Origin of the sequence: Nocardioides sp. (genome assembly GCF_036493135.1) — a bacterium.
Classification (GTDB): domain Bacteria; phylum Actinomycetota; class Actinomycetes; order Propionibacteriales; family Nocardioidaceae; genus Nocardioides.
Window position 1 is genome coordinate 1 of the sequence record NZ_DASXQG010000064.1, and the last position, 22776, is coordinate 22776.

Below are 22776 nucleotides of genomic sequence, written 5' to 3' on the forward strand. Positions count from 1 at the left end.
GCAGGTGACGCCCGGCCTCCCCGATGTCTTCGTCGTGCCCGACCTGGTGAAGGAGGTCAAGATCACCGCACTCCCCGTGCCCCCGGAGTGGTGGCGCGCGGACGTCGTCCTCAGCGTCCAGCCCGACGGCACACTCAGCCTCAAGGATCGCGGCGACGCGGTCGCGGTGGACATCCAGCAGCTTCCCAACGAGGGCACCCTCATACGGGCGAAGGTCATCCTGCGCCTGTCCCGGGTGAAAGTGGTCACCGACCAGATCGTCGCGGCGCTCAGGCACGTTCCTCCGCTGATCCGCGTCGAGCCCGGAACCGACGCGCACGTCCGGCTCATCCTCGACAGCGCCAACCGCGAACGACAGCTCGCCGTCGACGCTCTCCTCGGCCCAACGACGCCCATCTCCGGCACGGCGCTGCAGCTTCCGCCCCGGAGCCTGTCGACGATCGACCCCACCCACCCGGTCTCGGGGGGTCTGCTCCGTTTCCAGACCGGGCCCGTCGCACCCTCGAACGACACCTTCGTGGTCGAGGTGGCCGGAAACTCCGTCGTGCCGAGGACCATCGCCGTGAGCTGGCCCGGCACAGTGCCCCGCGGCCAGCCAGCACCCATGTACGTCTACTTCCGGCACGCCCCGGCCCAGGAGAGCGGCAACATGATGCTCGGGCTGTACGACGACTCGCTGGGGACCTACCCGTACTCCTTCGACTACGCCTACTTCGCACTGCTCAGCTGCCTGTGGTACTCCATCCGGCCGGACCTCTGGCCCTACAGCCAAGGCATCCCATACCAGATCGAGGCCGCCGGCAAGAACGTCGTGACGATCGTCGCCTGCCCCACCGCGCGACCGAACAACAAGTCAACCCAGTTCGGCGACTGGACCAACGCGGAGTTCATGCAGAGCATCCTTCTCGAGATCCAGGCTCTGGCCGCGGCGCGTGGCCACGTTGCGCTGCCGACGTCGCTGGGCCGCGTCGCACTCGGGGCGTTCAGCTCCAGCCACATCCACCTGCTCTATCTGCTCAACAACGGGAAGGGTCACCCGTTCCTGACCGGCACGGTCAAGGAGTGCTACCTCTTCGATCCCGACAACCTCGTGCTGAAGGACCTCATGCCCCATCTCCTCGACTGGGAGAAGGGCGTGCCCTCAAGCGCGGCAGTAATCCGGCTGTACAACCATCGGTCCATGCCGGAACAGGCCCCGCTGATCACACCGGTCCCGACGAAGACCCCCCATCTCACCAAGGCGAAGGTCGGCAACCGGACGGTGTTCGCGGCGCAGTCCTCGGACTGGGACCGCTCCATCGCCGCGCTGCACGGCAAGCCGTCGGCCAAGTCGTGGGCCTGGCCCGATCAGCACTTCGCCATCTCGGCGTTCATGCTCACGCATGCGATCGCGAGCAGCGGGTTCTGACCTCCCATCGGCCGGCGCTTGAGACCGTGGAGGAGGGCGACCGGCTGTTACCCGACAAATGGCTCTGAAATCTGGAAGTGGTGTCGTGAGCTCGCGTGGCGAAGCGCCTGTGGACTTCACCCTGTCGGCGTTCAAACGAGCCGGGTTCGTCGAGGGGCACGGGAAGCTCATCCAGCCGCATCTCACGGAGGGACGGGACCCAGACCGCGCGCTCGCCGCGTTGGCAGAGGCGGTGGTCGCGGTGAACCGTACCGGCGAGCAAGCGACACCACGTGGACCTCTTTCGAGCGAGGCGGCCGCGTTTCCCACCCCGACGGGACCGGCGGCCCCGGTCGCGGGACAGGTGCCGACTATCTCGTGGACTCAGGCACCGCATCCGCCGTCAGACCCTCACTCATCGTCGGGATACCCCTCCGGGTTCTGCGACTGCCAGCGCCAGGTGTCCTCGCACATCTGGTCGATCGTCCGGTCGGCGGTCCAGCCGAGCTCGGTCTCGGCGCGCGACGGGTCGGCGTACGACTCGGCGATGTCGCCGGGCCGCCGGGGCGCGATCTCGAAGGGCAGGGCGCGGCCGCACGCGCGCGAGAACGCGTCGACCATCTCCCTGACCGAGGTGGGCGTGCCGGTGCCGAGGTTCCACGTCGAGACCGGGTCGGCGGTGGTGCCGAGGCGGTCGAGGGCGGCGACGTGGCCGGCGGCGAGGTCCTCGACGTGGAGGTAGTCGCGGCGCCCGGTGCCGTCGGGGGTCGGGTAGTCGTCGCCGAAGACCATCACCTTCTCGCGGCGGCCGACGGCGACCTGGGCGATCAGCGGCATCAGGTTGTTCGGGATGCCGGACGGGTCCTCGCCGATCGTGCCGGAGGCGTGCGCGCCGACGGGGTTGAAGTAGCGCAGGAGCGCGACGCGCAGTGAGGGGTCGGCGACGGCGGCGTCGCGCAGGATCTGCTCCTGCATCACCTTCGTCCAGCCGTACGGGTTGGTGGCCGACGTGGGGAAGTCCTCCTCCATGGGCACCGCGGCGTTCTCGCCGTACACCGTGGCGGAGGACGAGAACACGATCTTCCGTACGCCGTGCCGCCCCATCGCCGCGAGCAGCGAAAGGGTGGACCCGAGGTTGACCCGGTAGTAGTCGAGCGGCTGTTCCACCGACTCACCGACGGCCTTCAACCCGGCGAAGTGGATCACCGCCTCGAACGATCCGCCCGCGACCAGGCTCTCGGTGGCGTCGCGATCGGTGACGTCCACGGCGTACCACTCGATCGGTGCTCCGGCCAGCGCGTCGAGCCGTGGGATGACCGAGCGCTTGCTGCGGCTGAAGTCGTCGACGATCACCGCCTCGTGACCGGCCGCGATCAGCTGCAGGGTGGTGTGCGAGCCGATGTAGCCCGCGCCGCCGGAGACCAGGATGCGCATGTGCGGGATTATCGCTGAGCCTCCGCTCGCACAGGGACGGTACGGCGTGACTCGCGGCACCGCGATGCGCGCGATCATCCGCCGTCACAGCGACCGGTACGCGCGGAACGCCGAGTCGGCGTGTAACGCGATGGACCCGCGATCCGCTTCCTGGATGACACACGCGCCGCTCGGCGCCGATCCAGGAGGAACCCCATGCGCCTCACCGCTCTGCGACGTACCGTGGCGCCCGTCGCCGTGGTCGCCGCCGTCGCCCCCGGGTGCTCGTGGTGCCGCCAGCACCCGCGAGCCTCAGCATCGCCGGTGCAGCCGAGCGCGTGACCAACGGCGCGAGCACCGTCATCGGCGGCACGGTGGTCTCGGCGACCGGTGCCGTGGTGCCGGGTCATCGGGTCGTGCTGCTGCGACGTGGCCCGTCCCGGTGAAAGCCCGTGGGGAGAGCCGTCTCCGACTCCGCCGGCCACGTCTCGATCGCGACTCCGCCGATCCTGGCCACGTCGCGCTTCCGGCTGCGGACCGACCACCGCGTGCACAGCACGTCCTGGCGGGTCGTCGAGCTGCCGACCCTCGGCGCCTCCGGGCAGCGCAACGGCAGCACCGTCGCGATCACCGCGACCGCGTCCGGCGCTCGCACGGGTGACAAGGTCGTGCTGCTCCGTCGGGTCGCCGGACGCCTGGTCCGGATGCGCCACGCACCGCTCGGCGCGGGTGGCTCGGTGACGTTCGGCGTTCCCGCCCGGAAGGCGCGCACGACGTACGTCGTGAGGCTGGTCGCCACGAAGCGGCACGGACCCGCCTCGGCGTCGGTCAGCGTTCCCGGGGCCTGAGCGTCGGCCGCCGGATCAGCGGGAGATCCGTGCGCGGCCGTGGTCCCAGCCGAAGGCCGGGTGGCCGGTCAGAGCATGGCTCGCTGCGGGGACGGCGACGAGCACGGCGGTGAGCACGAGTCCGCCCATGACCTGGCGCGCCGTTCGGGTCGGCTCTGCGGCTGGCCCGGCGCGGATGCCCGAGACGAGCGTGGTCGCCAGGCGACGCCGCTCGAAGGCATCTGCTTCTGCCAGGTCGCGATACGAGGTCACGCCGGCCTCACCTCCAGATCCTTCCGACAGACAGGGCCGACACCGCCAGTGCGGGGAGCAGAAAGGCGACCGCAGCCGCCTCGATCCGGTCGCCGGCCAGGCCATGACGGCGTACGTCGGCGTGTGGCCAGAACGCCCGCCCGAGCAGCACCACGCCGACGGTCGCGACCGCGATCGCCGCGAGGAACCTCGACTCCCGGTGCAGCCACAACAGCGACGCCACGGTCGACACGAAGCCGAGCGCACCCGAGAGGACGCCGAGCATCACGTCGTGCGCCGACCGGTATCGACGGGTCCGCACGATCACCACAGCGCACCCGAGGACGGGTACGGCGGCGCTCGCCGGGCCGCACGACACGGCGACCGGGGCGAGCAGGACCAGGAGGAGGCCGACGGTGGCGGAGGCCGCGGTCAGGATCTCCCGGGCAAGACGAGCATCCTCCGCCAAGCGGGCCATGTCGATCGCGGCCGGGTCGCCCTCGCAGATCGACGTACCGGACGAGGCATGTCTCCCAGCACCCGAAGCGCTCAGGGCGAGCGTCGGGAAGCCACCGCTCGAGATCAGGACCAGCGCGAGCACCGTGGTCAAGGGCAGAGCCGGGTCGAGTGTCGTGGACTGCATCAGCAGACCGGTGCCAGTGCAGAGGGCGCCCGCGACCATGGCCGGCATCAGCAGCAGCCGCGACCTCGCCATCCCCAGCGCGCCGACGATGCCGATCCCGAGCACACCGATACCGGCCAGGGTGACGGGCGTGCCCGAGATCGACGTGCGCCAGCCCCAGGACAGGCCGGCGGCCGCGGCGTACACGCAGGCCGCGTTGCCCAAGGCCACCGCGGCGACCGTCTCGTGCCGGGCGCGGGAGAAGAGGATGGCAGTGACCACGAGCACGATCGAGAGGACGGCGGCGACCGTCGCAGCACTCGACGCCGCGTCGGTGGCGTGCTGGGCCACCAATGCCCCCGCGCCGAGGAGGAGCATCACGACTCCCGAGCAGAGAGTCATCGGTCCGCTCCAGTCGGGACCCCACGGCTCGACACCGCGTGCGACGACGTCCGCGAGTGCCTCGGCCGGGTCGTCGTGGACGGTCGGTAACGGGTCCGCGGCGTTCACCACGATCGCGATCGTGGCCCCGTGCCCGACGCCCTGTGCGGTCAGCCCCAGGTCGTGACGCAGGACTCGGCCGTCACGGGTCACGGCGCGGTAGCCGGCGTACGCCGTGACCACGTCGAGAAGCCCGAGGCGGCGTGCGAGCTCCGGGACGAGCTCGACGACGGGCACGTCACCCGAGAGCGCGAGGTCGACCCGACGCGAACCCGAGGTCACGGTGACGCGCACGAGTCCGGACACGGAGCCCGACGGTCGGCGTGCGTCAGACGCCGAAGGCGCGAGCGCCACGGGCATCGGCTGCGCGGTACGACGAGTTCGCCTGCGTGACCTGCTGCGACGTGTGACGCAGGAGGTCGCGCATCTCGGTGACCGCTGCCTCCCACCTGAGCTTGGCCCCCGAGTAGGCCTCCTGGGCTTCACCGATCCAGGCACTGCGCAGCGGCGCGAGGTCTTGCTCGAGACGCTGCAGCCGGGCATCGATCCTGCTGACGATGGCCATCAGGTCGTCGGCGGCCTGATCGAGACCGCTGTGGACGACCCTGAGTCCGTCCAGCTCCATGAGTCTTCCTCCTGTGGTGACCTGGCCGGGCTCAACCCAGCCGCTGCTGAGTGCGGGCGAAGGCAGCCGACTGGGACTCGTCGGTGCTCGTGTTGTCGTGTTCGGTCGCGCGAAGTGCTTCCTCGAAGCGATCGAGAGCCCCGATGATCGTGTGCTGCTTCTCCGACCAGGCCAGGCCCACGGCCTGGAAGGCCGAGCTGCCCTGACCACCCCACGTGGTCTTGGCCGCGACGAGGCGCTGCCCGAGCTCGCGGTCGAGCCGGTCGAAGTCGTGCCTGGCCTCCGAGACCATGGCGGCGGCCGCGGACAGGGCCCCCAGCCCTTGGCCCATCTCGGGTGCTGATGACATGGAGTGCTCCTTCCTCGGGTGCGGTGGGTCTGCCGACGGCCGCCGCTACGAGGAACCAGGTCTACCCCGTCTGCGCGATGCGGGCGACCGCTCTTCCACAGGCGCGCCAGGTGCGCATCATGGACGCCCGCATCCACAGCTGGACCGGGGCCGCCTGGACGACGCACCCGTTCCCTCCTAGCGTCCGACGTCTGATCATCTCGTCGTCGAGGAGGGCCGTTGGACACCCGGTTCGGGGCCTTCGTGCCACCGTCACCGTCGCCGCCCGACGGGGAGATCGCACTCCGTCCGCCTCCGCTCCTCCCACCCTCGGAGGACGCCGGCGGCGTCCTGATGAACGCGATCCCGATGCTCGGCAGCCTCGGCTCGATCGTGCTCGTCGCGACGATGGGCAGCTCCACGCCCGGTGGGCAGGGGCGCGGCCTCCTGGCCGCGGGCATGTTCCTGTTCGCCACGCTCGGCTTCATCGTCGTCCAAGTCGATCGGCAGCGGAAACAGCGCACCCGGACCGTCATCGGCACCCGTACCGAGTACCTCCGCTACCTCGGCACCGTCCGGAAGATCGCCCGCGACGCGGCCGCCCAGCAGCGCGCGGCCCTGCTCTGGCAGCACCCCGAGCCGTCGGCCCTGCCCGCGCTCGCTGACGAGCGGTCGCGGGTCTGGGAGCACAGGGTCACCGACGGGCAGTTCCAGGTGAGGTACGGCGTGCGCAGCCGGCCGCTGTCGCTCGAGCTCGTGCCTCCCGACCCGGGCCCGATCGACCAGGTCGACCCGGTGGCCGCCTCGGCGCTGCACCGGCTGCTCGCCGTACACCGGGTGCAGCCGAACCTGCCCGCGGTTGCCGACCTGCGTGCCTTCGACCGGATCGAGCTCTGTGGGGCCGAAGACGAGGCCAGGGCCCTGGCGCGGGCGATGATCTGCTCGGCGTCCGCGTTCTGGTCACCCGGGCAGCTCGCGATCGCCGTCCTGGCCTCGGAGGACTCGCTGGCCGAGTGGGACTGGGTCAAGTGGCTGCCCCACGCCCTGTCGGCGCAGGACGCCGACGCGGTCGGACCGCGGCGGATGGTGTCCACCGACCTCGCCGACCTCGCCGCGCTGCTTCCGCCGGACCTGGCCGAGCGTCCGCGCTTCGGTGCCGACGAGCGTCCCCCCGACCCCCACCTCCTCCTCGTCGTCGACGGCGGCGTGCTGCCACCCGACGACCACGTGATCCCGGCCGACGGTCTGCACGGCATGACCGTGCTCGACCTGCCGAGCCGCTGGGACGAGCTCGAGGACGGCTCTCGGTTGCGGCTGCTGTTCGAGGACGGCGCGGAGACCCACGACGGCCGGCCCACGATCAACGCCCTGCGACTGCGTGAGGCACCGGTGCGTGCCGGCGCCGACCAGTGCGACCTGGCCACGGCCGAGGCGCTGGCCCGCCGGCTTGCCCCGTTGTCCGTCGTCACGGCCGGCGTCGAGGCGGAGCCGGCCGGCGCGGGCGAGATCAAGGGTCCGTCCGACTTCATGGACCTGCTCGGGCTCGGCGACGTCCACCGCTACGACCCCGGCTCGGCGTGGCGCACCCGCCCCGCCCGCGACCGGCTCCGGGTGCCGATCGGGCTCGGCGACGGTGGCGGGCTGATCCACCTGGACATCAAGGAGTCCGCCCAGCAGGGCATGGGCCCGCACGGGCTGGTGATCGGCGCGACCGGCTCCGGCAAGTCGGAGTTCCTGCGCACGCTGGTGCTCGGCCTCGCGATCACCCACTCGCCCGAGCAGCTGAACATGGTGCTGGTCGACTTCAAGGGCGGCGCGACGTTCGCGGGCATGTCAGGGATGCCCCACGTCTCCGCGGTGATCACCAACCTCGAGAACGAGCTGACCCTCGTCGACCGCATGCAGGACGCGCTCTCCGGGGAGATGGTGCGTCGCCAGGAGCTGCTGCGCGACGCCGGCAACTACGCGTCGGTGCGCGACTACGAGCGCGCCCGGGCCGCGGGCGAGGACCTCGCCCCCCTGCCGTCGCTGTTCATCGTGGTCGACGAGTTCTCCGAGATGCTCTCGGCCAAGCCGGAGTTCATCGACCTCTTCGTCGCCATCGGCCGCCTCGGCCGGTCGCTCGGCCTCCACCTGCTGCTCGCCTCGCAGCGGCTGGAGGAGGGTCGGCTCCGCGGCCTGGAGTCGCACCTGTCCTACCGGGTCGGGCTGCGGACGTTCTCGGCCCAGGAGTCGCGCACGGTGCTCGGCGTACCCGACGCCTACGAGCTGTCGCCGATGCCGGGGCTGGGGTTCCTCAAGCCCGACCGGTCGACCCTGCTGAGGTTCACGGCGGCCTACGTCTCGGGTCCGGCGCCCGGGGCACCTGCCCGGTCAGTCGCCAGCGACGAGACCGGCGTCGTGCCGGTGATCCGGCCCTGGACCACCACCGAGGTGCTGGTGCCGATCGCGCCGGAGCCGGCGGTCGAGCCCGAGCCCGGGCCACGCCCTGCGCCGTCCGGCGAGCGGCAGACGCTGCTCGACGTGGCGGTCGCCCGGATGGACGGGTTCGGACCGGAGGCCCACCAGGTATGGCTGCCGCCGCTCGACGTACCCGACACGCTCGACGAGCTGATGACCGACCTCGAGCCCGACCCGGAGCTCGGACTGGTCTCGCGGCAGTGGCGCGCGCTCGGGGGCCTGACGGTCCCGCTCGGCACGGTCGACCGACCGCACGACCAGCGTCGCGACACGCTGGTCGTCAACCTGTCCGGGGCGAGCGGCCACGTCGCCGTCGCCGGCGGACCGAGGAGCGGCAAGAGCACGCTGCTCCGCACCCTGGTCACCGGCCTGTCGCTGACGACGACGCCGTTGGAGTCCCAGTTCTTCGTGCTCGACTTCGGGGGCGGCACGTTCGCGGCGATGCACTCGCTGCCGCACCTGGCCGGCATCGGCACGCGGTCGGAGCCGGACGTCGTACGCCGGATCGTCGCCGAGGTGACCGGGATCGTCGACCGTCGCGAGGCGTACTTCCGCACGATCGGCATCGACTCCATCGAGACCTACCGCACCCGGCGGGCGCAGGGCCGCGCCGACGACGGGTACGGCGACGTGTTCCTGGTCGTCGACGGTTGGAGCACCGTGCGTGCCGACTTCGGCGACCTCGAGCTGGAGCTCCAGCAGCTGGCCTCGCGGGGCCTCACCTTCGGCTTTCACGTCGTGACCGCGTCCTCCCGCTGGGCCGACTACCGCCCCGCCGTCCGCGACCTCCTCGGCACCCGGCTCGAGCTCCGGCTGGGCGACCCGATGGACTCCGAGATCGACCGCAAGCTGGCCACGCTGGTGCCGCCGTCGCGACCCGGCCGCGGGATGGTGCCCGCCAGGCTCCACTTCCTCGGCGCCCTCCCGCGCATCGACGGCGACCCCGAGGTCGCGACGCTGGGCGACGGCGTCGAGTCGATGATCGAGCAGGTCGCCGAGGCCTGGCGAGGACCGACCGGGCCCAAGCTCCGGCTGCTCCCCGACCTGCTCACCGCCGACGACCTGCTCACGCGGGCCGATGAGCCGACGAAGTCGAGCACGCGGCTGCTCCTCGGCGTCAACGAGAAGGAGCTCGCGCCCGTGGGGCTGGACGCGCAGGCAGAGCCGCACTGGCTGATCTTCGGCGACGCTCAGTCGGGGAAGAGCGCGGCGCTGCGCAGCTACGTCCACGAGGTGATGCGAACGCGGACGCCGAAGCAGGCGCAGCTCATGGTCGTCGACTACCGCCGGTCGCTGCTCGGTGAGGTGCCCGGCAGCTACCTGCTCGACTACCTGACCTCCGCGGCGCAGGCCACGCCCACGCTGGCCGACCTCGCGTCGTACCTGGCGAACCGCATCCCGGGCCCGGACGTGACCTCCGGGCAGCTGCGCAACCGGTCGTGGTGGACCGGCGCCGAGGTGTTCATCGTGGTCGACGACTACGACCTGGTCGCGACCAGCCAGAGCTCACCGGTCCAGGCGCTCCAGCCGTTGCTCGCCCAGGCCCGCGACGTCGGCCTGCACCTGGTCGTCGCGCGACGATCCGGCGGCGCCTCGCGCGTACTCTACGAGCCGGTCATCCAGTCGCTGCGCGACCTGGCGATGCCGGGGCTCGTGCTGTCGGGGAGCCCCGACGAAGGCCCTCTCATCGGCAACGTCCGGCCGGCGCCGGCTCCGGCGGGCCGGGGTCGGCTGGTCACCCGCGAGGGCGGCGTCGAGGTCGTCCAGCTGGCATGGAGGGAGCCGTCGCTGTAACCCCTTCTCGCAACCGTCGCAGACCGCGGGGTACGGCGCGCTTGCTCGCGTGTGCGACCCTCAGCGGCGGCCGATGCTGAACATCCCGCGCACGGCCTCGCGCGCGGCGTACTTCACGGCGTACTGGAAGGTGCTGGACTTCACGACCTTCTCGAAGGTGCCGTCCTGGGGCTTCGACGCCTTCGGCTTGGGCGTGGGCTTGGAGGTGTCCTTGGCCGCCTGCTCCTGCGCCTGCTTCTCGGCCCCCGCCTGCATCCGGGCGGCGAGCTTCTCGCTGGCGGAGTCGCGGTCGACCACCTGGGAGTAGGTCGCCCAGCCGGGGCTGGCCTTGACCGCGGCGTCCATGGCGGCCGGGTCGGCCGGACCCATCAGCGACTCGGGTGCGCGCAGGCGCGTCCACGCCACGGGAGTCGGCGCGCCGCGCTCGTTCATCACCGTCACGATCGCCTCGCCGATGCCGAGGGAGAGGATCACCTTGCCGAGGTCGTCGTACGACGAGGTGGGGTAGGTGTTCACGGTCTGCTTGAGCGCCTTGGCGTCGTTGGGTGTCGCCGCGCGTAGCTGGTGCTGCACGCGTGAGCCGAGCTGGGCGAGCACGTCGTCGGGCACGTCGGTGGGCGACTGGGTCACGAAGAAGACGCCCACGCCCTTCGACCGGATCAGCCGCACGGTCTGCGCGATCTGGTCGAGGAACGCCTTCGACGCGTCGCCGAACAGCAGGTGCGCCTCGTCGAAGAAGAAGACCAGCTTGGGCTTCTCCGGATCACCGACCTCGGGCAGGTCGTGGTACAGGTCGGCGAGCAGCCACATCAGGAACGTCGAGAACAGCGCCGGCCGGTCCTGCAGGTCGGGCAGCTCGCCCATCGACACCCTGCCGCGGCCGTCGGGCGCCACCTGGAGCACGTCGGAGGACTCGAACTCCGGCTCGCCGAAGAACGCGTCGGCCCCTTGGTTCTCGAACGCGATCAGCTCACGCAGGATCACACCGGCGGTCGCGCTGGACAGGCCGCCGAGCTCCTTGAGGTCGGGCTTGCCCTCGTCGCTGTCGAGGTAGTGGACGACGGCCCGCAGGTCCTTGAGGTCGAGCAGCGGCAGGCCCGCCTGGTCGGCGTAGTGGAAGACCAGGCCGAGGCTGGACTCCTGGGTCTCGTTGAGGCCGAGCACCTTGCTCAGCAGGATCGGCCCGAACGACGTCATCGTCACCCGCAGCGGGATGCCGGTGCCCTGCCCGCCGAGGGCGTAGTAGGTGACCGGGAAGCCCTTCGCCTCCCAGGTCTGTCCGACCGACGTGGCGCGCGCCTTGATCTTGTCGTCCTCGGTGCCCGGGACGGCCATGCCGGAGAGGTCGCCCTTGATGTCGGCGGCGAAGACCGGTACGCCGTTCGCCGACAACTGCTCGGCCAGCAGCTGCAAGGTCTTGGTCTTGCCGGTGCCGGTCGCGCCGGCCACGAGCCCGTGCCGGTTGAGCATGCCGAGGGGGATCTTGATGTGGACGTCGGACAGGTTCGTCTCGTCGAGCATGAGGCCGCCGAGCTCCAGTGCCGGGCCGGTGAAGGCGTATCCGGAGGCGACGGCGGCGGCGATCGGGTTGTCGGTCACGGATGAAATGTAGTCAGCCGGGTCGCGGGCGCGCCCTGCGTAGACTCGCCGCGTGATCTTCAAGCGGGTGGGTGACGGGCGACCGTACCCTCCGCACGAGCTGACTTCGGGCGCCTGGGCAGCCCTTCCGCCACGACAGGTGCGGCTCGACGAGCTGGTCACCACGAAGGACACGCTGCACCTCGACACCCTGCTCGACGAGGACTCGACGTTCTACGGCGACCTCTTCGCGCACGTCATCCGGTGGCGTGGGGAGCTCTACCTCGAGGACGGCCTGCACCGGGCCCTTCGAGCCGCCCTCCAGCAGCGCCACGTGCTCCACGCCCGGATCCACGAGATGGCCGACGCATGAGCCACGCGGGTTGAGACGCGCATGAACACCCACGTCAAGACGTTGCTGACCCTGGCCGTGCTCGCGGTCCTGGTGATGGTCGGCGTGACCTGGGGGTGGTCGTCGCTGACGACCCCCTTTCCGCACAAGGCGACCCCGAAGACCTGCTATCCGACCGAGCTCCAACCCGGCGACCGGGTCTCCGCGCCCAAGGTGACGGTCAGCGTCTTCAACGCCAGCGACCGGGTCGGGCTCGCCGAGTCGACGATGTCGGCGTTCGAGGACCAGGGCTTCGGGGCCGGTGACGTCGGGAACGCGCCCAAGGACGCCGTCGTCCACTACGCCCAGATCTGGGCCGCGGACCGTCACGACCCGGCGGTCCGGCTGGTCGCCAGCCGGCTCGGCCCGCACGCGAGCATCGTCGTCAAGAAGCACGGCGGTCCCGGCGTGATCGTGATGGTCGGCCCGGACTTCCAGACGCTGGTCCAGGGCAAGCAGTCCACGAAGGTCACCGAGCCGGTCACCCTCTGCTCGCCGCCGACCGGCTGACCCCTCGCTCCCCGCCGTCGGGGCTGATCCCTCCTTCGCCGACGTCGGGGTAGTCCGCGACGATCAGTCGCCGAGCCAGCGGCCGAGGCGGCCGTGCGCGGAGACCGTGCGGAGCCGCCTGACGGTCGGTTCCCGAAGGCCGCGCGGGGTGACCACGAGGAGGTCGTCGCCGCGGCGCAGGACGGTACGGCGTTCGGGCACGATCGCCCGCCCGTCGCGCACCACCATCGACACCGACGAGCCCTCGGGGAGCCGCAGCTCACCGACCTCCACCCCGTGCAGCCGCGAGACCGGGCTGATCGTCACCTGGAGCATGTCCGCGGAGAGTCGCTCGAGGGGCGCGACCTCGAGGTCGAGCGACCGCGGTTCGAGCTGGCGCGTCACTCCGAGCCACCCGGCGACCATGGGCAGGGTCGGGCCGGTCAGCACCGTGGAGATCACCACGATCACGAACACGATGTCGAAGAGGCGCTCGGCGTTGGTGACCCCTTCGGCGAACGGGATCGTGGCCAGCACGATCGGGACGGCACCACGCAGCCCGGCCCAGGACACGAACGCGATCTCGCGCCACGGCATCGGCTGGACGATCGCGCTGACCCAGACCGTGATCGGCCGCGCCACGAACGTCAGCAGCAGACTGCCCACGACGGCGATCCCGACCATCGACCACGTGATCCGGCTCGGCGTCAGCAGGAGGCCGAGCATCACGAACAGCCCGATCTGCGCCAGCCACGCCACACCCTCGGCGAACGAGCGGGTCGCCGTCCGGTGGGGCAGCTCGGAGTTCCCGAGCACGAGGGCGGCGATGTAGATCGCGGCGAAGCCGGACGCGTGCACGGTCGCTGAGGCGCCGTACGCCAGCAGCGTCAGGCAGACGACCGCAAGCGGGTAGAGACCCGAGGACGGCAGCGCGGCCCGGCGCATCAGCCAAGCGCCACCGAAACCGACCACGAGGCCCACGAGCACACCGCCCAGCAGCTCGAAGACGATCACCAGGACCGTGACCGCGATGCCGTGGTCGGCGACGGCCCCGGTCGAGATCAGGGTGACCAGGACGACCGTGGGGGCGTCGTTGAGCCCGGACTCGGCCTCGAGCGCGCCGACCAGGCGGGGCGACAGCGGCAGCCCGCGCAGGACGGAGAAGACCGCGGCCGCGTCGGTGGGCGAGGTGACGGCACCGAGCAGCACCGAGAGCTCCCACGACAGCCCGAGCAGGAAGTGAGCCCCCACCGCGACGATCGCCACCGATACGCCGACGCCCAGCGTCGCCAGCGAGACGCCCAGGCGCATCGAGGGTCTCACCTCTGCCCAGCTCGTGGTGAGACCGCCCTCGGCCAGGATCAGCGCCAGCGCTGCGAAGCCGAGCGCGTGGGCGAGCTCGGCGTTCTCGAAGTTGATCCCGATGAAGTTCTCGCCGAGGGCCACGCCCATCAGCAGGTAGAGCAGCAGGCTGGGCAGCCCGGCCCGGGAGCTGACCCGGACGGCCAGGATCGCCAGCAGCGTGACCCCCGCCCCGACCAGCAGGAACAGGTCGAGCTGGTGGACGTCGAAGGTCACGGGGGTGTCACCTCGCTTCGCAGAGCAGGGGCGGCGATGCCCGAGTTTAACGAGGCGCCCGCGAACCGATCGGCGGCCTTCGTCCACAGCTCCGGAAGGCCGTGGTTTCCACCGCGGAGGGTCGGGGCACCGTGCCAGCGCGGGCGGCTCTCGGGGCAGTCCGGGAAGGAGTACGACGATGTACGGCGACACCGCGGTGATCCGGGCTCTGGCACGCCGGATGAACGAGCGGGCGGCCGAGATCCGGGCCGAGGCCGACCGGCTCGTCGGCCGCGCCGAGGCCGTGCCGTGGACGGGCCTGGCCGCCGACGCGATGCGACATCTCGCCCGCGACCATGCCGTCCGGCTGCGAGCCTGCGCCGCGGCGCACGAGGCAGCCGGCACCGCGCTGGACCGGCACGCCCGCGAGGTGGACCACCTCGAGGAGCTGATCGCCGCGGTCGAGCACCGGGTGCTCCACCTGCTGCACTCCGCCTCGAGCGGCGTGGCCGGGTTCATCGGCCACGTGGTCCCCGACGCCGTCGACCACTGGGTCCACCACTTCGACCCACCACCGCACGGCAGCCTCGAGTGGCTCGACGTATACGTGCCGAGGCCGACGTGACCGGCCCGGACCTCGTGGTCGACGTCGACCTCGTGGTGCGTCGCGGCGGGACGACCACGCGACTGCGCGCCCGACACGCGCTGCGCGGGCAGACCGTCCGGGCCGTCGCGACCGACGGCGAGCGAGTCGAGGTGTCGTGCTTCGAGGTCTCGGACTGGCCGGCCCGGCTGACGCGCGCCTGCGCGGTGGGCGCCCCGCCGACCGGGTCGTCGCCGGCTCCGGATGGTCCCGGCCTGCCGTGGGACCTGGTCGTCGGCACCGGCGCGGCGCTGTCCGGCGACCGACCGGATCTGTACGACGAGCTGATCGCCCGCGATGCGCGGTTCGGCGAGCCGGTGCGCCGGCTCCACGCGTCGCTCGGCCGGCTGCGCGTCGTCGGCATCGTGCCGGGGCGGCGCTGCATCGGCTGGATCTCCTGGGTCCTGCAAGCCGACGGCTGGCGCGTTCTCACGCCGTACGTCGAGCGTGGACCCGACGGCGCTCGACGGATGATCCGGCTCGAACCCCGGCGACCCGAGGATCTCCCGCACGAGATCGGTCGATGGGCGGCATTGGTCCGATGACCGTCTCCCCGATCACCCGGGTCACCGGTGGTGTCGCCGGCCTGGCCGCGACGTACGCCGCGGTGCGGGCGCTGGCCGACCGGTTCGACGCAGCGGGCGACCACCTGCGCGACCACGCCGCCGCCGATGCCCGCGTCCTCACCGAGCCCGACCTCCTCGAGTCGGCCCCGCTGTCGCCGGTGACGTTCGCCGAGGCCGAGGCCCGGGTGCTCGACGCCTCGGCAGGGATCCATGGCGCCCTCGAGGCATCTGTCACATACGAAGCCGACGCCCTCCTCGTCCGCGCCACGGTCACGGCGTACGAGGAGTGCGACCGGCTGGTCGCGTCGTCCTTCGAAGTGATCGACTACGCCGTGGGCCGCGACGTCGGGTACGCAGTCGCGGCGGCCGCGCCCTCCCTCCTCCTGCTCGGACTGGCCGCCGGCCCGACCTGGGACCACCTGCCGGCCGGCGCGCGCCGGCGGCTCGGCGACACCGTTCAGGAATGGGCCGAGGAGCATCCCGAGGCCGTCCAGCACGGCGTCGACGCGACCGGCGGACTGCTGGACGGGTTGCTGGCCGGGCTGCCGGCCGGGCTGCCGGTCGTCTCGTGGCTGGCCGGGTTCGCCGCGTTCCATCCGACCGCGGGGGATGCGGCGGCCGACCTCGCGGCGCTCTACCCGAACGAGGGTCCACCGGCGGTACGTCGCCGCCACGACCTCGCGGTGCCCCTCGCCGACGTCCCGCCCCGTGACCTGACCGGGCTGATCCGCCACCTCGACCAGGTCTCCCTCCTCTCCCCGCCCGACCGGCCGGGCGACGCCGGGACGATCGAGGTGCAGAGCCTTGACGCGCCCGACGGCACGGTTCGCCACGTCGTGTACCTCCCCGGCACCGACGACTTCGCTCCCGCCCCGTGGGAGCACCACGGAGACGTCCGCGACCTGCCGGGCGACCTGCACGCGATCGTCGGCGACCACACGACGTACGCCGCGGGGATCGAGCAGGCGATGACCGAGGCGGGCATCCGGCCGCACGAGCCGGTGCTGCTCGTGGGGCACAGCCTCGGCGGGCTGGAGGCTGCGTCGCTGCTCGCCCACGGGTCGGGCTTCGACGTCACCCACGTCGTCACCGCCGGCTCGCCGCTAGGCGGGGTGCACGGTTACCCGGCGGGCACCCACGTCCTCTCGCTCGAGAACCGTGGCGACCTGGTCCCGCTCCTCGACGGCCGCGACAACGCCGACACGACCCAGCAGGTGACCGTCCAGTTCGACGACCACGAGACGTCCATGGTCGGCAACCATGGCCTGCAGCACTACCTGCGCGGTGCCGCCGCGGCCGACGCGTCAGCCGATCCGTCGGTCCGCGAGCAGCTCGACAGCCTGCGCACGGCCGGCTTCCTGGGATCGGACGACCCCACCACCGGGAGGGTCTTCCAGATCAGCCGGTGAGGGTTCGGGCGCGGACCTCGACCGCCTCGCCGACCTCGGCTACTCGCTCGTTGAGCCACGGCCCTCGTGGTGTCGGGTGGTTGCCGTATCCGCGCGATCGCGCGGTTGTGACAGTCCCCGGCCCCGATTCGATGTCACAACAGCGCGATCGCGCTGTTGCGACATCGCCCGGCCCGGTCGAGGAGGGTGTCCCGATCAGGATATCGGCAGACGGTTCGCCTACGTTGAACCCGATGCTCGGGGGACGCAGGCTCGGGACGGTTCCGACGTACGCCGTGGTGGCCGCGGCCGCGGTCGGATGCGTCGTCCTCCGGCTTCCCTTCGTGCACGGCGTGCCCTACACCGACGAGGGCGGCCTGCTGGTCGTCGCCCGGCAGTGGCACGCGCACGGTCCCTACCTGTACGGCGACCTCTTCGTCGACCGCCCGCCGTTGCTGCTGCTGTTCTTCCGGGCCGCCGCCGACCTGGGCGGCATCGTCCCGCTGCGCTTCCTCGGGCTCGTCCTGGTCGCCCTCACCGTCGTCGCCGCCGGGGTTGCGGGCCACCTGCTCGGCGGTCGCCGTGGCGCGACCTGCGCGGCCCTGGTGACCGCGGCGCTCCTCGCCGACCCGCGGCTCGGGACCCGTGAGGTGGACGCCGAGACCGTCGGGATCCCGTTTGTCGTCCTGGCCGCCACCCTCGCGCAGAGCGCCGTCCGCCTCACCCCCGGTCGTCGCCGACGGCTGCTCCTGCTCGGCGCCGGTGCTGCCGGAACGTGTGCGGTACTGGTCAAGCAGAACCTCGCCGGCGGGCTGGTGTTCGCCCTCGTCCTGGTTGCCGCCACCGGGATGGAAGGGCGCGCCGGCCGACGTACGGCGGGCGAGGTCGGCGTCGTACTCGCCGGCGCCGCGGTGCCGCTCGCCGCGGCTGTCGGCTGGTGCGGCGTCGCGGCCACCGGGCCGGGCGGGCTCTGGTACAGCGCCTACGGCTTCCGACTCGCCAGCAGCAGCTCACTGTTCGACGAGACCTCCGGCACCCAGATGGCGCGCCTGCACGAGCTGCTCTGGGCCGCGCTGTGGAGCGGCCTGTCCGTGCTGGTGCTGGTCTCCGTCGCGCAGCTGCTCCGCCGGGGCCGGCCGGACCCCGTGGCCCTGGCCCTGCTGGCGATGCTGGTCGTCGAGGTCGTCGGAGTCGCGGGCGGCGGCTACTACTGGACCCATTACCTGATCGGCCTGGTCCCGGCGACCGCGCTGCTGACCGCGCGGGCGGCCGGCGCGGCCACCCGTCCGGTGCTGCTCGGCGGCCTCGTCGCCGCCACCCTCCTGTCCAGCGTCGTCGAGACCGCCCAGGTCGCCACCGACCTCACGCCCGCCGACCGAACGCAGGTCGGGGCGCTGACCGGTTGGTTCGAACGGGTGCAGCAGCCCGGCGACAGCGCGTTGGTGCTGTACGGCGAGGCCTCCCTGTTCGAGACCACGCGACTGCGCCCGGCGTACCCCTATCTGTGGACCCTGCCGCAGCGGGTCCTCGACCCGCACCTCACCCTGCTCGTGCGCACCCTGGACGGGTCGCCCGGCCCGAGGTTCGTGGTCGTGCGCTCCGACCTGGACTCGTGGGGGCTGGACCCAGGCGGTCGGGTCGACCGCGCGCTCGCCCTGCACTACCGGGTGGCGGCGCACGTCGCCGACGACACGATCTACCTCAGGCGAGGCACGGTCAGTCAGAACGCTCCGTGACGTCCCTCGCCGCCGGCGAACCGCCGGGCGCCCTCGGCGGCGCTCGCCATCGACCTGAGCCCGTGCTCGAGCTCGCGGGCCATGCCTTCCTGCTCGGTGAGGCCGTGCTGGTCGAGCAGGCTCGCACGGTCGTGGCGCAGGCAGTCCTGGGGAAACGCCGCCAGCTCCCGGGCCAGCTCCCGGGCCGCGGCACCGGCCTGTCCAGGTGGTACGACGCGGTTGACCAGCCCGATCCGCTCGGCCTCGCCGGCCGTGACCGGACGGCCGGTGAGCACCAGGTCCATCGCCCGGCTCGTCCCGATCAGCCGGGGCAGTCGGACCGTGCCGCCGTCGACCAGCGGCACACCCCACCGTCGGCAGAACACCCCGAACGTCGCGTCCTCGGCCGCCACCCGCAGGTCGCACCAGACGGCGAGCTCGAGGCCGCCGGCGACGGCGTACCCCTCGACGGCGGCGATCACCGGCTTCGACAGCCGCAGCCTGGTCGGCCCCATCGGCCCGTCGCCGGCGGCCTCGACGCGGTTGTCCAACGCCTTGAGATCGGCACCCGCACAGAACGTGCCGCCGGCCCCGGTGAGCACCGCCACGGACTGTGATGCGTCACCGTCGAACACCCCGAACGCCTCCATCAGCGCCTCCGCGGTCGCCAGGTCGACGGCGTTGCGCGCCTCAGGGCGATCGATGGTGACGGTCGTGACCGGCCCGTCCTGCTCCACGCGCACGCTCATCACGTCAGCGTAGGGCGGTGGCTCAGCGACCGCGTTGCCGCACGAAGACCACCACGCCGGCGATCAGCAGGAGGACCGCAACCACCAGGAACGGCCAGGGACTCCACTCGTCGCCGCATTCGGTGCTGGTGGCCGTGTAGGTGCAGACCTCGCCGGGGCCGCCGCGGTTGAGCCACGCGACGTACAGGAGCGGGAGCGCGGCGCCGCTGATGATCCCGGCCATGCCCCACCCGAAGTCCACCGCCCACAGCAGGAACCCGCAGAGGACGAACGTCGCCAGCAGGACGAACGGGCCGACGGTGAGCAGCGAGAGCACCCCGAATGCCAACCCCGCCCCGATCAGGCACCACCCGAGGAAGGCGGGTACCGAGTCGCCGGGCGCCTTCACGACGCGCTCCCGCGGGCCTTCTCGGCCCGAGCCACCGCGCGGCGAGCACGCGTGCGGACAGCGCGCACGGCGACCGGTGGCAGGCCGTCGAACGCCGTGACGAGTGCGCCGATCGCGTCCAGCGACGCGAGCGCCGCGCCGGCCGCGTCGGGGTCGACCCCGTCGTAGAGCTCCAGACCGATGAACCCGGCGGCCACGGCGCGCGCGAGCCCGGCAGGCTCGACGAGCCCGGCCAACGGCGTCGCCGGGAGGACGCGGCGGAGCACGGTCTCGACCTCGCCCGCCCAGCGGTCCATGGCGTACCGGCCCGCGCCCGCGAGCCTCTTGTCGCGCATCGCGCCGGCCATCACCTGTGCCATCTGCAGGACGTTCCCGGCCCGCCGCTCGGCCTCGTGGAGGTCTCGCCCGACCGCGAGCAGCTCCCCCAGCGAGGCCACGTCGGAGAAGCGGTCGCGGTACGACGCGACGGCGAGGTCGACCGATCGGCGTACGGCGGCCGCCAGCAGGTCGGCGACGCTACCGAAGTGGTAGAAGACCAGCGCCTGGTTGACCTCGGCGCGAGCAGCGACGCTCCGGGCCGACACCCCGACCACGCCGTCCTCGGCCAAGGCGACCGCGGCCGCGTCGAGCAGCTTGTCGCGTGTCGTCACCGTGTCGTCACCGTGTCGTCACCGCTTTCGCCTGAGCGATTTGAGCGATTGCTCAATCCCAGCGTACTCCCCGAATTGAGCGTTTGCTCAAACGATCGGTCAACGTTTTGGACTATTCGGCGATTCGCCAGACACTCCTCTCGGACGTCGGGTAGAACCGATGTCCTCGGCAACCAATACGCGGTTGCCCGAGTTTCCACAAGGACCGCGCACTCGGGACACGAACTGTCCTGGAACGCGCTGGCATCTTGCCCTCTTTAGAAATGGGAGACATGAACAAGTCACGCCTCATCACAGTCGGCTCGGCGGCGGCGGTGCTCGCCCTCACGGCCGGGGCCGCTTCGGCCGCCTCGAGCATGATCACCAGCAAGGACATCCGGGACGGCGCGGTCCACCGGGCCGACCTGAGCAAGGGCGTCGTGCGCGACCTCGACAAGGCCCAGGGCCTGAACGGCCCGATCTACCGCATCGCCCACTACGACGGTGGCGCCAGCGGCACGGCCGTCGCCACGGTCGCCTGCGCCGACAACGACGAGAAGTCGCAGAAGTACATCGCCATCGCCGGCGGTACCCAGATCATCAACGCCGACGGGGACACGAACTTCAGCAACGACGCGACCATCGCGGTCTCCGACTCGTTCCCCGGCCGCATGGACTGGACCACCCAAACCCCCAAGCCGAACCGGCTCGACGGCTGGGTCGTCCGCTGGGACGACGCCGCCAAGTCGACCCCCAAGGTGAACGTCTGGGCGGTCTGTGTGAAGCGGTCGGACAACGTGAAGGTCCAGACCACCAACTACTGATCGTCCATCCCCCCGGACTGTCACGCCCGCTGCCCCGGCTCCGGCCGGGGCAGCGGCATGTCAGGACGGGTCTGCTGGTGCGGCGAGGTCTGCGGGGTCGGTGTTGGCGCCGCACAGGACGATCGCCACCCGCTCACCGTCGGCGGGACGGTAGGCGCCACTGAGCAGTGCGGCGACGGGTGCGGAGGCACCGGCCTCGAGGACGAGCCGGTAGCGGTCCCAGAGCCGGCGACGCGCATCGAGGATCGCGGAGTCGTCGACGAGCACGCCGACCACGTCGGTACGACGGGCCACCTCCCACGCGATCGACCCGATCCGGCGGGCTCCCAGCGAGTCGGCCGCCACGCCCGAGACCGAGACGTCGACCGGCTCGCCGGCGGAGAGGGCCTCGTGCAAGGTCGGCGCGGTGACCGGCTCGACGGCGACGACGCGCGCCGTACCGTCGACCGCGGTTGCCACACCGGACATCAGGCCGCCGCCACCGACGGCGACCAGCACGGTGTCCACGCCACGTCCCGTCTCGTCGAGCTGCTCCATCAGCTCCAGGCCCAGGGTGCCCGCGCCGGCACAGATCTCGGGCTGGTCGTAGGCGTGGCAGTAGATCGCACCGGTCCCCGCCAGGTGCTCCATCGCGGCGTCGTAGGCCTCGGCGTACTCGGTGCCGCGCGCCACGACGGTGGCGCCGTACTCCTGGAGCCGGCGGAGCTTGGTCGGCGACGCGTTGGTCGGCACGAAGACGGTCGCGGGAACCCCGACTGCCGCCGCGGCGAAGGCGTTCGCGAGCCCGGCGTTGCCGCCCGAGGCGACCACGATCCCGACCTCTGGGTCGAGCTCGCCGCGCTCCCGCGCCGCCAGGATGCGGTTGAAGGCCCCGCGCGGCTTGAACGTGCCGGTGTGCTGCAGCAGCTCGAGCTTCAGGCAGCCGCCCCCGGCCAGCCAGTCATCGCCGGCGTCGACGACCTGGACCGGGGTACGGCGTACGTGGCCGCGGATGCGTCGTGCCGCGTCCTCGAGGTCCTCCCGATCCACCGGGTCATCGTCGCACCGGTGCCGGACGAGCGAGATCCCGGCACCCGTCACGCAGCGGGCGTGTCAGGAGTACCGGGATCTCGGCGTGGCGGTGGCGGCGGGATTTGAACCCGCGGTGGACTTGCGCCCACAAACGCTTTCGAGGCGTTCTCCTTAGGCCGCTCGGACACGCCACCGCCGGAGAGGCTACCCGAGGCGTTGGTGGGCGAAGAAATCGTCCAGGAGGGCCGAGCACTCCTCGGCGAGCACCCCACCGACGACCTCGGGTCGGTGGTTGAGGCGGCGGTCGCGGACCACGTCCCAGAGGGATCCGACCGCCCCGGCCTTGGCGTCGTACGCCCCGAACACGAGCCGGTCCAGACGCGAGAGGACGACCGCGCCGGCGCACATCGTGCACGGTTCGAGAGTCACCACGAGGGTGCATCCGTCGAGCCGCCACTCGCCGGTCGCTTGCGCGGCACCGCGGAGGGCGACCAGCTCGGCGTGGCCGGTCGGGTCGCCGTCGCGCTCACGGATGTTGTGGCCGCGCCCGATCACCGAGCCCGCGGCGTCCAGCACCACCGCCCCGATCGGGACGTCGCCCGACTGCTCAGCGCGCGCGGCTTCGTGGAGGGCGGCCCGCATCGCGACGTCGTCCACGATCAACGGCATGCTCACAGAATCGGGCACGGGTGGTCGGGC

The 22776-nt window shown here is 71.9% G+C and carries 23 protein-coding genes and 1 tRNA gene; 11 read left to right on the plus strand and 13 right to left on the minus strand.

The genetic code is table 11. The features are described from left to right. On the plus strand, positions 1–1408 hold a 1408-nt coding region (locus VGJ24_RS11885), incomplete at its 5' end, for a hypothetical protein (RefSeq protein ID WP_331500816.1). Positions 1409–1798: 390 nt separating this feature from the next. Here the strand turns inward: VGJ24_RS11885 and galE are convergent. Then, a complete protein-coding gene (gene galE, locus VGJ24_RS11890) occupies positions 1799–2821 on the minus strand; it encodes a UDP-glucose 4-epimerase GalE (protein WP_331500817.1) in 1023 nt (340 codons plus the stop codon). A gap of 269 nt (positions 2822–3090) precedes the next feature. On the opposite strand from galE, the gene VGJ24_RS11895 reads away from it, so the two are divergent. Together VGJ24_RS11895 and VGJ24_RS11900 are read left to right on the plus strand one after the other, a co-directional pair. Then, positions 3091–3246, plus strand: coding sequence for a hypothetical protein (locus VGJ24_RS11895; protein ID WP_331500818.1), 156 nt, complete (start codon positions 3091–3093; stop codon positions 3244–3246). Positions 3247–3252: 6 nt separating this feature from the next. Beyond that, entirely contained in the window at positions 3253–3648 is a 396-nt protein-coding gene (locus VGJ24_RS11900; protein ID WP_331500819.1) for a hypothetical protein, read from the plus strand. Positions 3649–3663: 15 nt separating this feature from the next. Here the strand turns inward: VGJ24_RS11900 and VGJ24_RS11905 are convergent, their stop codons facing one another. The 4 genes from VGJ24_RS11905 to VGJ24_RS11920 are packed head-to-tail and all read right to left on the minus strand — an operon-like array spanning position 3664 to position 5916. Beyond that, positions 3664–3900 (minus strand): hypothetical protein, encoded by a 237-nt coding sequence (locus VGJ24_RS11905; RefSeq protein WP_331500820.1) that lies wholly within the window; start codon positions 3898–3900, stop codon positions 3664–3666. A 7-nt stretch (positions 3901–3907) separates the two neighbouring features. Beyond that, positions 3908–5248: an EsaB/YukD family protein gene (locus tag VGJ24_RS11910; RefSeq protein WP_331500821.1), complete on the minus strand. Its 1341-nt coding sequence runs from the start codon at positions 5246–5248 to the stop codon at positions 3908–3910. A 22-nt stretch (positions 5249–5270) separates the two neighbouring features. Then, complete coding sequence (locus tag VGJ24_RS11915) at positions 5271–5567, minus strand: WXG100 family type VII secretion target (RefSeq protein ID WP_331500823.1); 297 nt, start codon at positions 5565–5567, stop codon at positions 5271–5273. Between the two features lie 31 nt (positions 5568–5598). Continuing rightward, a complete protein-coding gene (locus tag VGJ24_RS11920; protein WP_331500824.1) occupies positions 5599–5916 on the minus strand; it encodes a hypothetical protein in 318 nt (105 codons plus the stop codon). 219 nt (positions 5917–6135) lie between these two features. Here VGJ24_RS11920 and eccCa point away from each other — a divergent pair, with 219 nt between their 5' ends. Beyond that, positions 6136–10149, plus strand: coding sequence for a type VII secretion protein EccCa (eccCa, locus tag VGJ24_RS11925; RefSeq protein WP_331500825.1), 4014 nt, complete (start codon positions 6136–6138; stop codon positions 10147–10149). 60 nt (positions 10150–10209) lie between these two features. Here eccCa and VGJ24_RS11930 read toward each other — a convergent pair whose 3' ends face one another. Next, a complete protein-coding gene (locus VGJ24_RS11930; RefSeq protein WP_331500826.1) occupies positions 10210–11748 on the minus strand; it encodes a helicase HerA-like domain-containing protein in 1539 nt (512 codons plus the stop codon). A gap of 52 nt (positions 11749–11800) precedes the next feature. Between VGJ24_RS11930 and VGJ24_RS11935 the strand changes: the two genes are divergently transcribed. Next, on the plus strand, positions 11801–12100 hold the full coding sequence (locus VGJ24_RS11935; RefSeq protein WP_331500827.1) for a type II toxin-antitoxin system VapB family antitoxin: 300 nt from the start codon (positions 11801–11803) through the stop codon (positions 12098–12100). Positions 12101–12121: 21 nt separating this feature from the next. After that, positions 12122–12628, plus strand: a complete 507-nt coding sequence (locus VGJ24_RS11940) for a LytR C-terminal domain-containing protein (RefSeq protein WP_331500828.1) — start codon at positions 12122–12124, stop codon at positions 12626–12628. A 63-nt stretch (positions 12629–12691) separates the two neighbouring features. On the opposite strand, the gene VGJ24_RS11945 is transcribed toward VGJ24_RS11940, so the two are convergent. After that, positions 12692–14185 carry a potassium/proton antiporter gene (locus VGJ24_RS11945; RefSeq protein WP_331500829.1) on the minus strand — a complete coding sequence of 498 codons (1494 nt, stop codon included), beginning with the start codon at positions 14183–14185 and terminating at the stop codon, positions 12692–12694. Between the two features lie 178 nt (positions 14186–14363). Here VGJ24_RS11945 and VGJ24_RS11950 point away from each other — a divergent pair, with 178 nt between their 5' ends. The 4 genes from VGJ24_RS11950 to VGJ24_RS11965 all read left to right on the plus strand — a co-directional run bounded on the left by VGJ24_RS11950 (position 14364) and on the right by VGJ24_RS11965 (position 18497). Next, positions 14364–14789: a hypothetical protein gene (locus VGJ24_RS11950; RefSeq protein WP_331500830.1), complete on the plus strand. Its 426-nt coding sequence runs from the start codon at positions 14364–14366 to the stop codon at positions 14787–14789. Continuing rightward, positions 14786–15352 carry a hypothetical protein gene (locus VGJ24_RS11955; RefSeq protein WP_331500831.1) on the plus strand — a complete coding sequence of 189 codons (567 nt, stop codon included), beginning with the start codon at positions 14786–14788 and terminating at the stop codon, positions 15350–15352. Before VGJ24_RS11950 ends, VGJ24_RS11955 begins: the two co-directional genes overlap by 4 nt. Next, the gene (locus tag VGJ24_RS11960) at positions 15349–16782 is read left to right on the plus strand and encodes a hypothetical protein (RefSeq protein WP_331500832.1); all 1434 of its coding nucleotides are present in this window, start codon (positions 15349–15351) and stop codon (positions 16780–16782) included. The genes VGJ24_RS11955 and VGJ24_RS11960 overlap by 4 nt, the downstream gene beginning before the upstream one ends. 233 nt (positions 16783–17015) lie before the next feature. Then, positions 17016–18497 (plus strand): hypothetical protein, encoded by a 1482-nt coding sequence (locus tag VGJ24_RS11965; protein WP_331500833.1) that lies wholly within the window; start codon positions 17016–17018, stop codon positions 18495–18497. Here VGJ24_RS11965 and VGJ24_RS11970 read toward each other — a convergent pair. From VGJ24_RS11970 to VGJ24_RS11980, 3 genes are read right to left on the minus strand one after another with little or no spacing between them, the layout of a single operon-like run. Next, positions 18482–19225: a crotonase/enoyl-CoA hydratase family protein gene (locus VGJ24_RS11970; RefSeq protein ID WP_331500834.1), complete on the minus strand. Its 744-nt coding sequence runs from the start codon at positions 19223–19225 to the stop codon at positions 18482–18484. The two genes, VGJ24_RS11965 and VGJ24_RS11970, sit on opposite strands and share 16 nt — an antisense overlap. 22 nt (positions 19226–19247) lie before the next feature. Continuing rightward, positions 19248–19613 carry a hypothetical protein gene (locus VGJ24_RS11975; protein WP_331500835.1) on the minus strand — a complete coding sequence of 122 codons (366 nt, stop codon included), beginning with the start codon at positions 19611–19613 and terminating at the stop codon, positions 19248–19250. Then, the gene (locus tag VGJ24_RS11980) at positions 19610–20263 is read right to left on the minus strand and encodes a TetR/AcrR family transcriptional regulator (RefSeq protein WP_331500836.1); all 654 of its coding nucleotides are present in this window, start codon (positions 20261–20263) and stop codon (positions 19610–19612) included. The genes VGJ24_RS11975 and VGJ24_RS11980 overlap by 4 nt, the downstream gene beginning before the upstream one ends. Positions 20264–20535: 272 nt before the next feature. On the opposite strand from VGJ24_RS11980, the gene VGJ24_RS11985 reads away from it, so the two are divergent. Then, entirely contained in the window at positions 20536–21066 is a 531-nt protein-coding gene (locus tag VGJ24_RS11985) for a hypothetical protein (RefSeq protein ID WP_331500837.1), read from the plus strand. A 60-nt stretch (positions 21067–21126) separates the two neighbouring features. On the opposite strand, the gene VGJ24_RS11990 is transcribed toward VGJ24_RS11985, so the two are convergent. The 3 genes from VGJ24_RS11990 to tadA form a co-directional block, all read right to left on the minus strand. Next, positions 21127–22095 carry a threonine/serine dehydratase gene (locus tag VGJ24_RS11990; RefSeq protein WP_331500838.1) on the minus strand — a complete coding sequence of 323 codons (969 nt, stop codon included), beginning with the start codon at positions 22093–22095 and terminating at the stop codon, positions 21127–21129. An 86-nt stretch (positions 22096–22181) separates the two neighbouring features. Continuing rightward, a tRNA-Ser gene (locus VGJ24_RS11995) sits at positions 22182–22271 on the minus strand. 10 nt (positions 22272–22281) lie between these two features. Beyond that, positions 22282–22746, minus strand: coding sequence for a tRNA adenosine(34) deaminase TadA (tadA, locus tag VGJ24_RS12000; RefSeq protein ID WP_331500839.1), 465 nt, complete (start codon positions 22744–22746; stop codon positions 22282–22284). Positions 22747–22776 lie beyond the last annotated feature (30 nt).

Bases quoted from the DNA above. Each gene is read 5' to 3' on its own strand.
- VGJ24_RS11915 (WP_331500823.1), bottom strand. From the start codon at position 5,567: ATGGAGCTGGACGGACTCAGGGTCGTCCACAGCGGTCTCGATCAGGCC.
- galE (WP_331500817.1), bottom strand. From the start codon at position 2,821: ATGCGCATCCTGGTCTCCGGCGGCGCGGGCTACATCGGCTCGCACACC.
- VGJ24_RS11985 (WP_331500837.1), top strand. From the start codon at position 20,536: ATGAACAAGTCACGCCTCATCACAGTCGGCTCGGCGGCGGCGGTGCTC.
- VGJ24_RS11960 (WP_331500832.1), top strand. From the start codon at position 15,349: ATGACCGTCTCCCCGATCACCCGGGTCACCGGTGGTGTCGCCGGCCTG.
- VGJ24_RS11920 (WP_331500824.1), bottom strand. From the start codon at position 5,916: ATGTCATCAGCACCCGAGATGGGCCAAGGGCTGGGGGCCCTGTCCGCG.
- tadA (WP_331500839.1), bottom strand. From the start codon at position 22,746: ATGCCGTTGATCGTGGACGACGTCGCGATGCGGGCCGCCCTCCACGAA.
- VGJ24_RS11950 (WP_331500830.1), top strand. From the start codon at position 14,364: ATGTACGGCGACACCGCGGTGATCCGGGCTCTGGCACGCCGGATGAAC.
- VGJ24_RS11970 (WP_331500834.1), bottom strand. From the start codon at position 19,225: ATGAGCGTGCGCGTGGAGCAGGACGGGCCGGTCACGACCGTCACCATC.
- VGJ24_RS11965 (WP_331500833.1), top strand. From the start codon at position 17,016: ATGCTCGGGGGACGCAGGCTCGGGACGGTTCCGACGTACGCCGTGGTG.
- VGJ24_RS11940 (WP_331500828.1), top strand. From the start codon at position 12,122: ATGAACACCCACGTCAAGACGTTGCTGACCCTGGCCGTGCTCGCGGTC.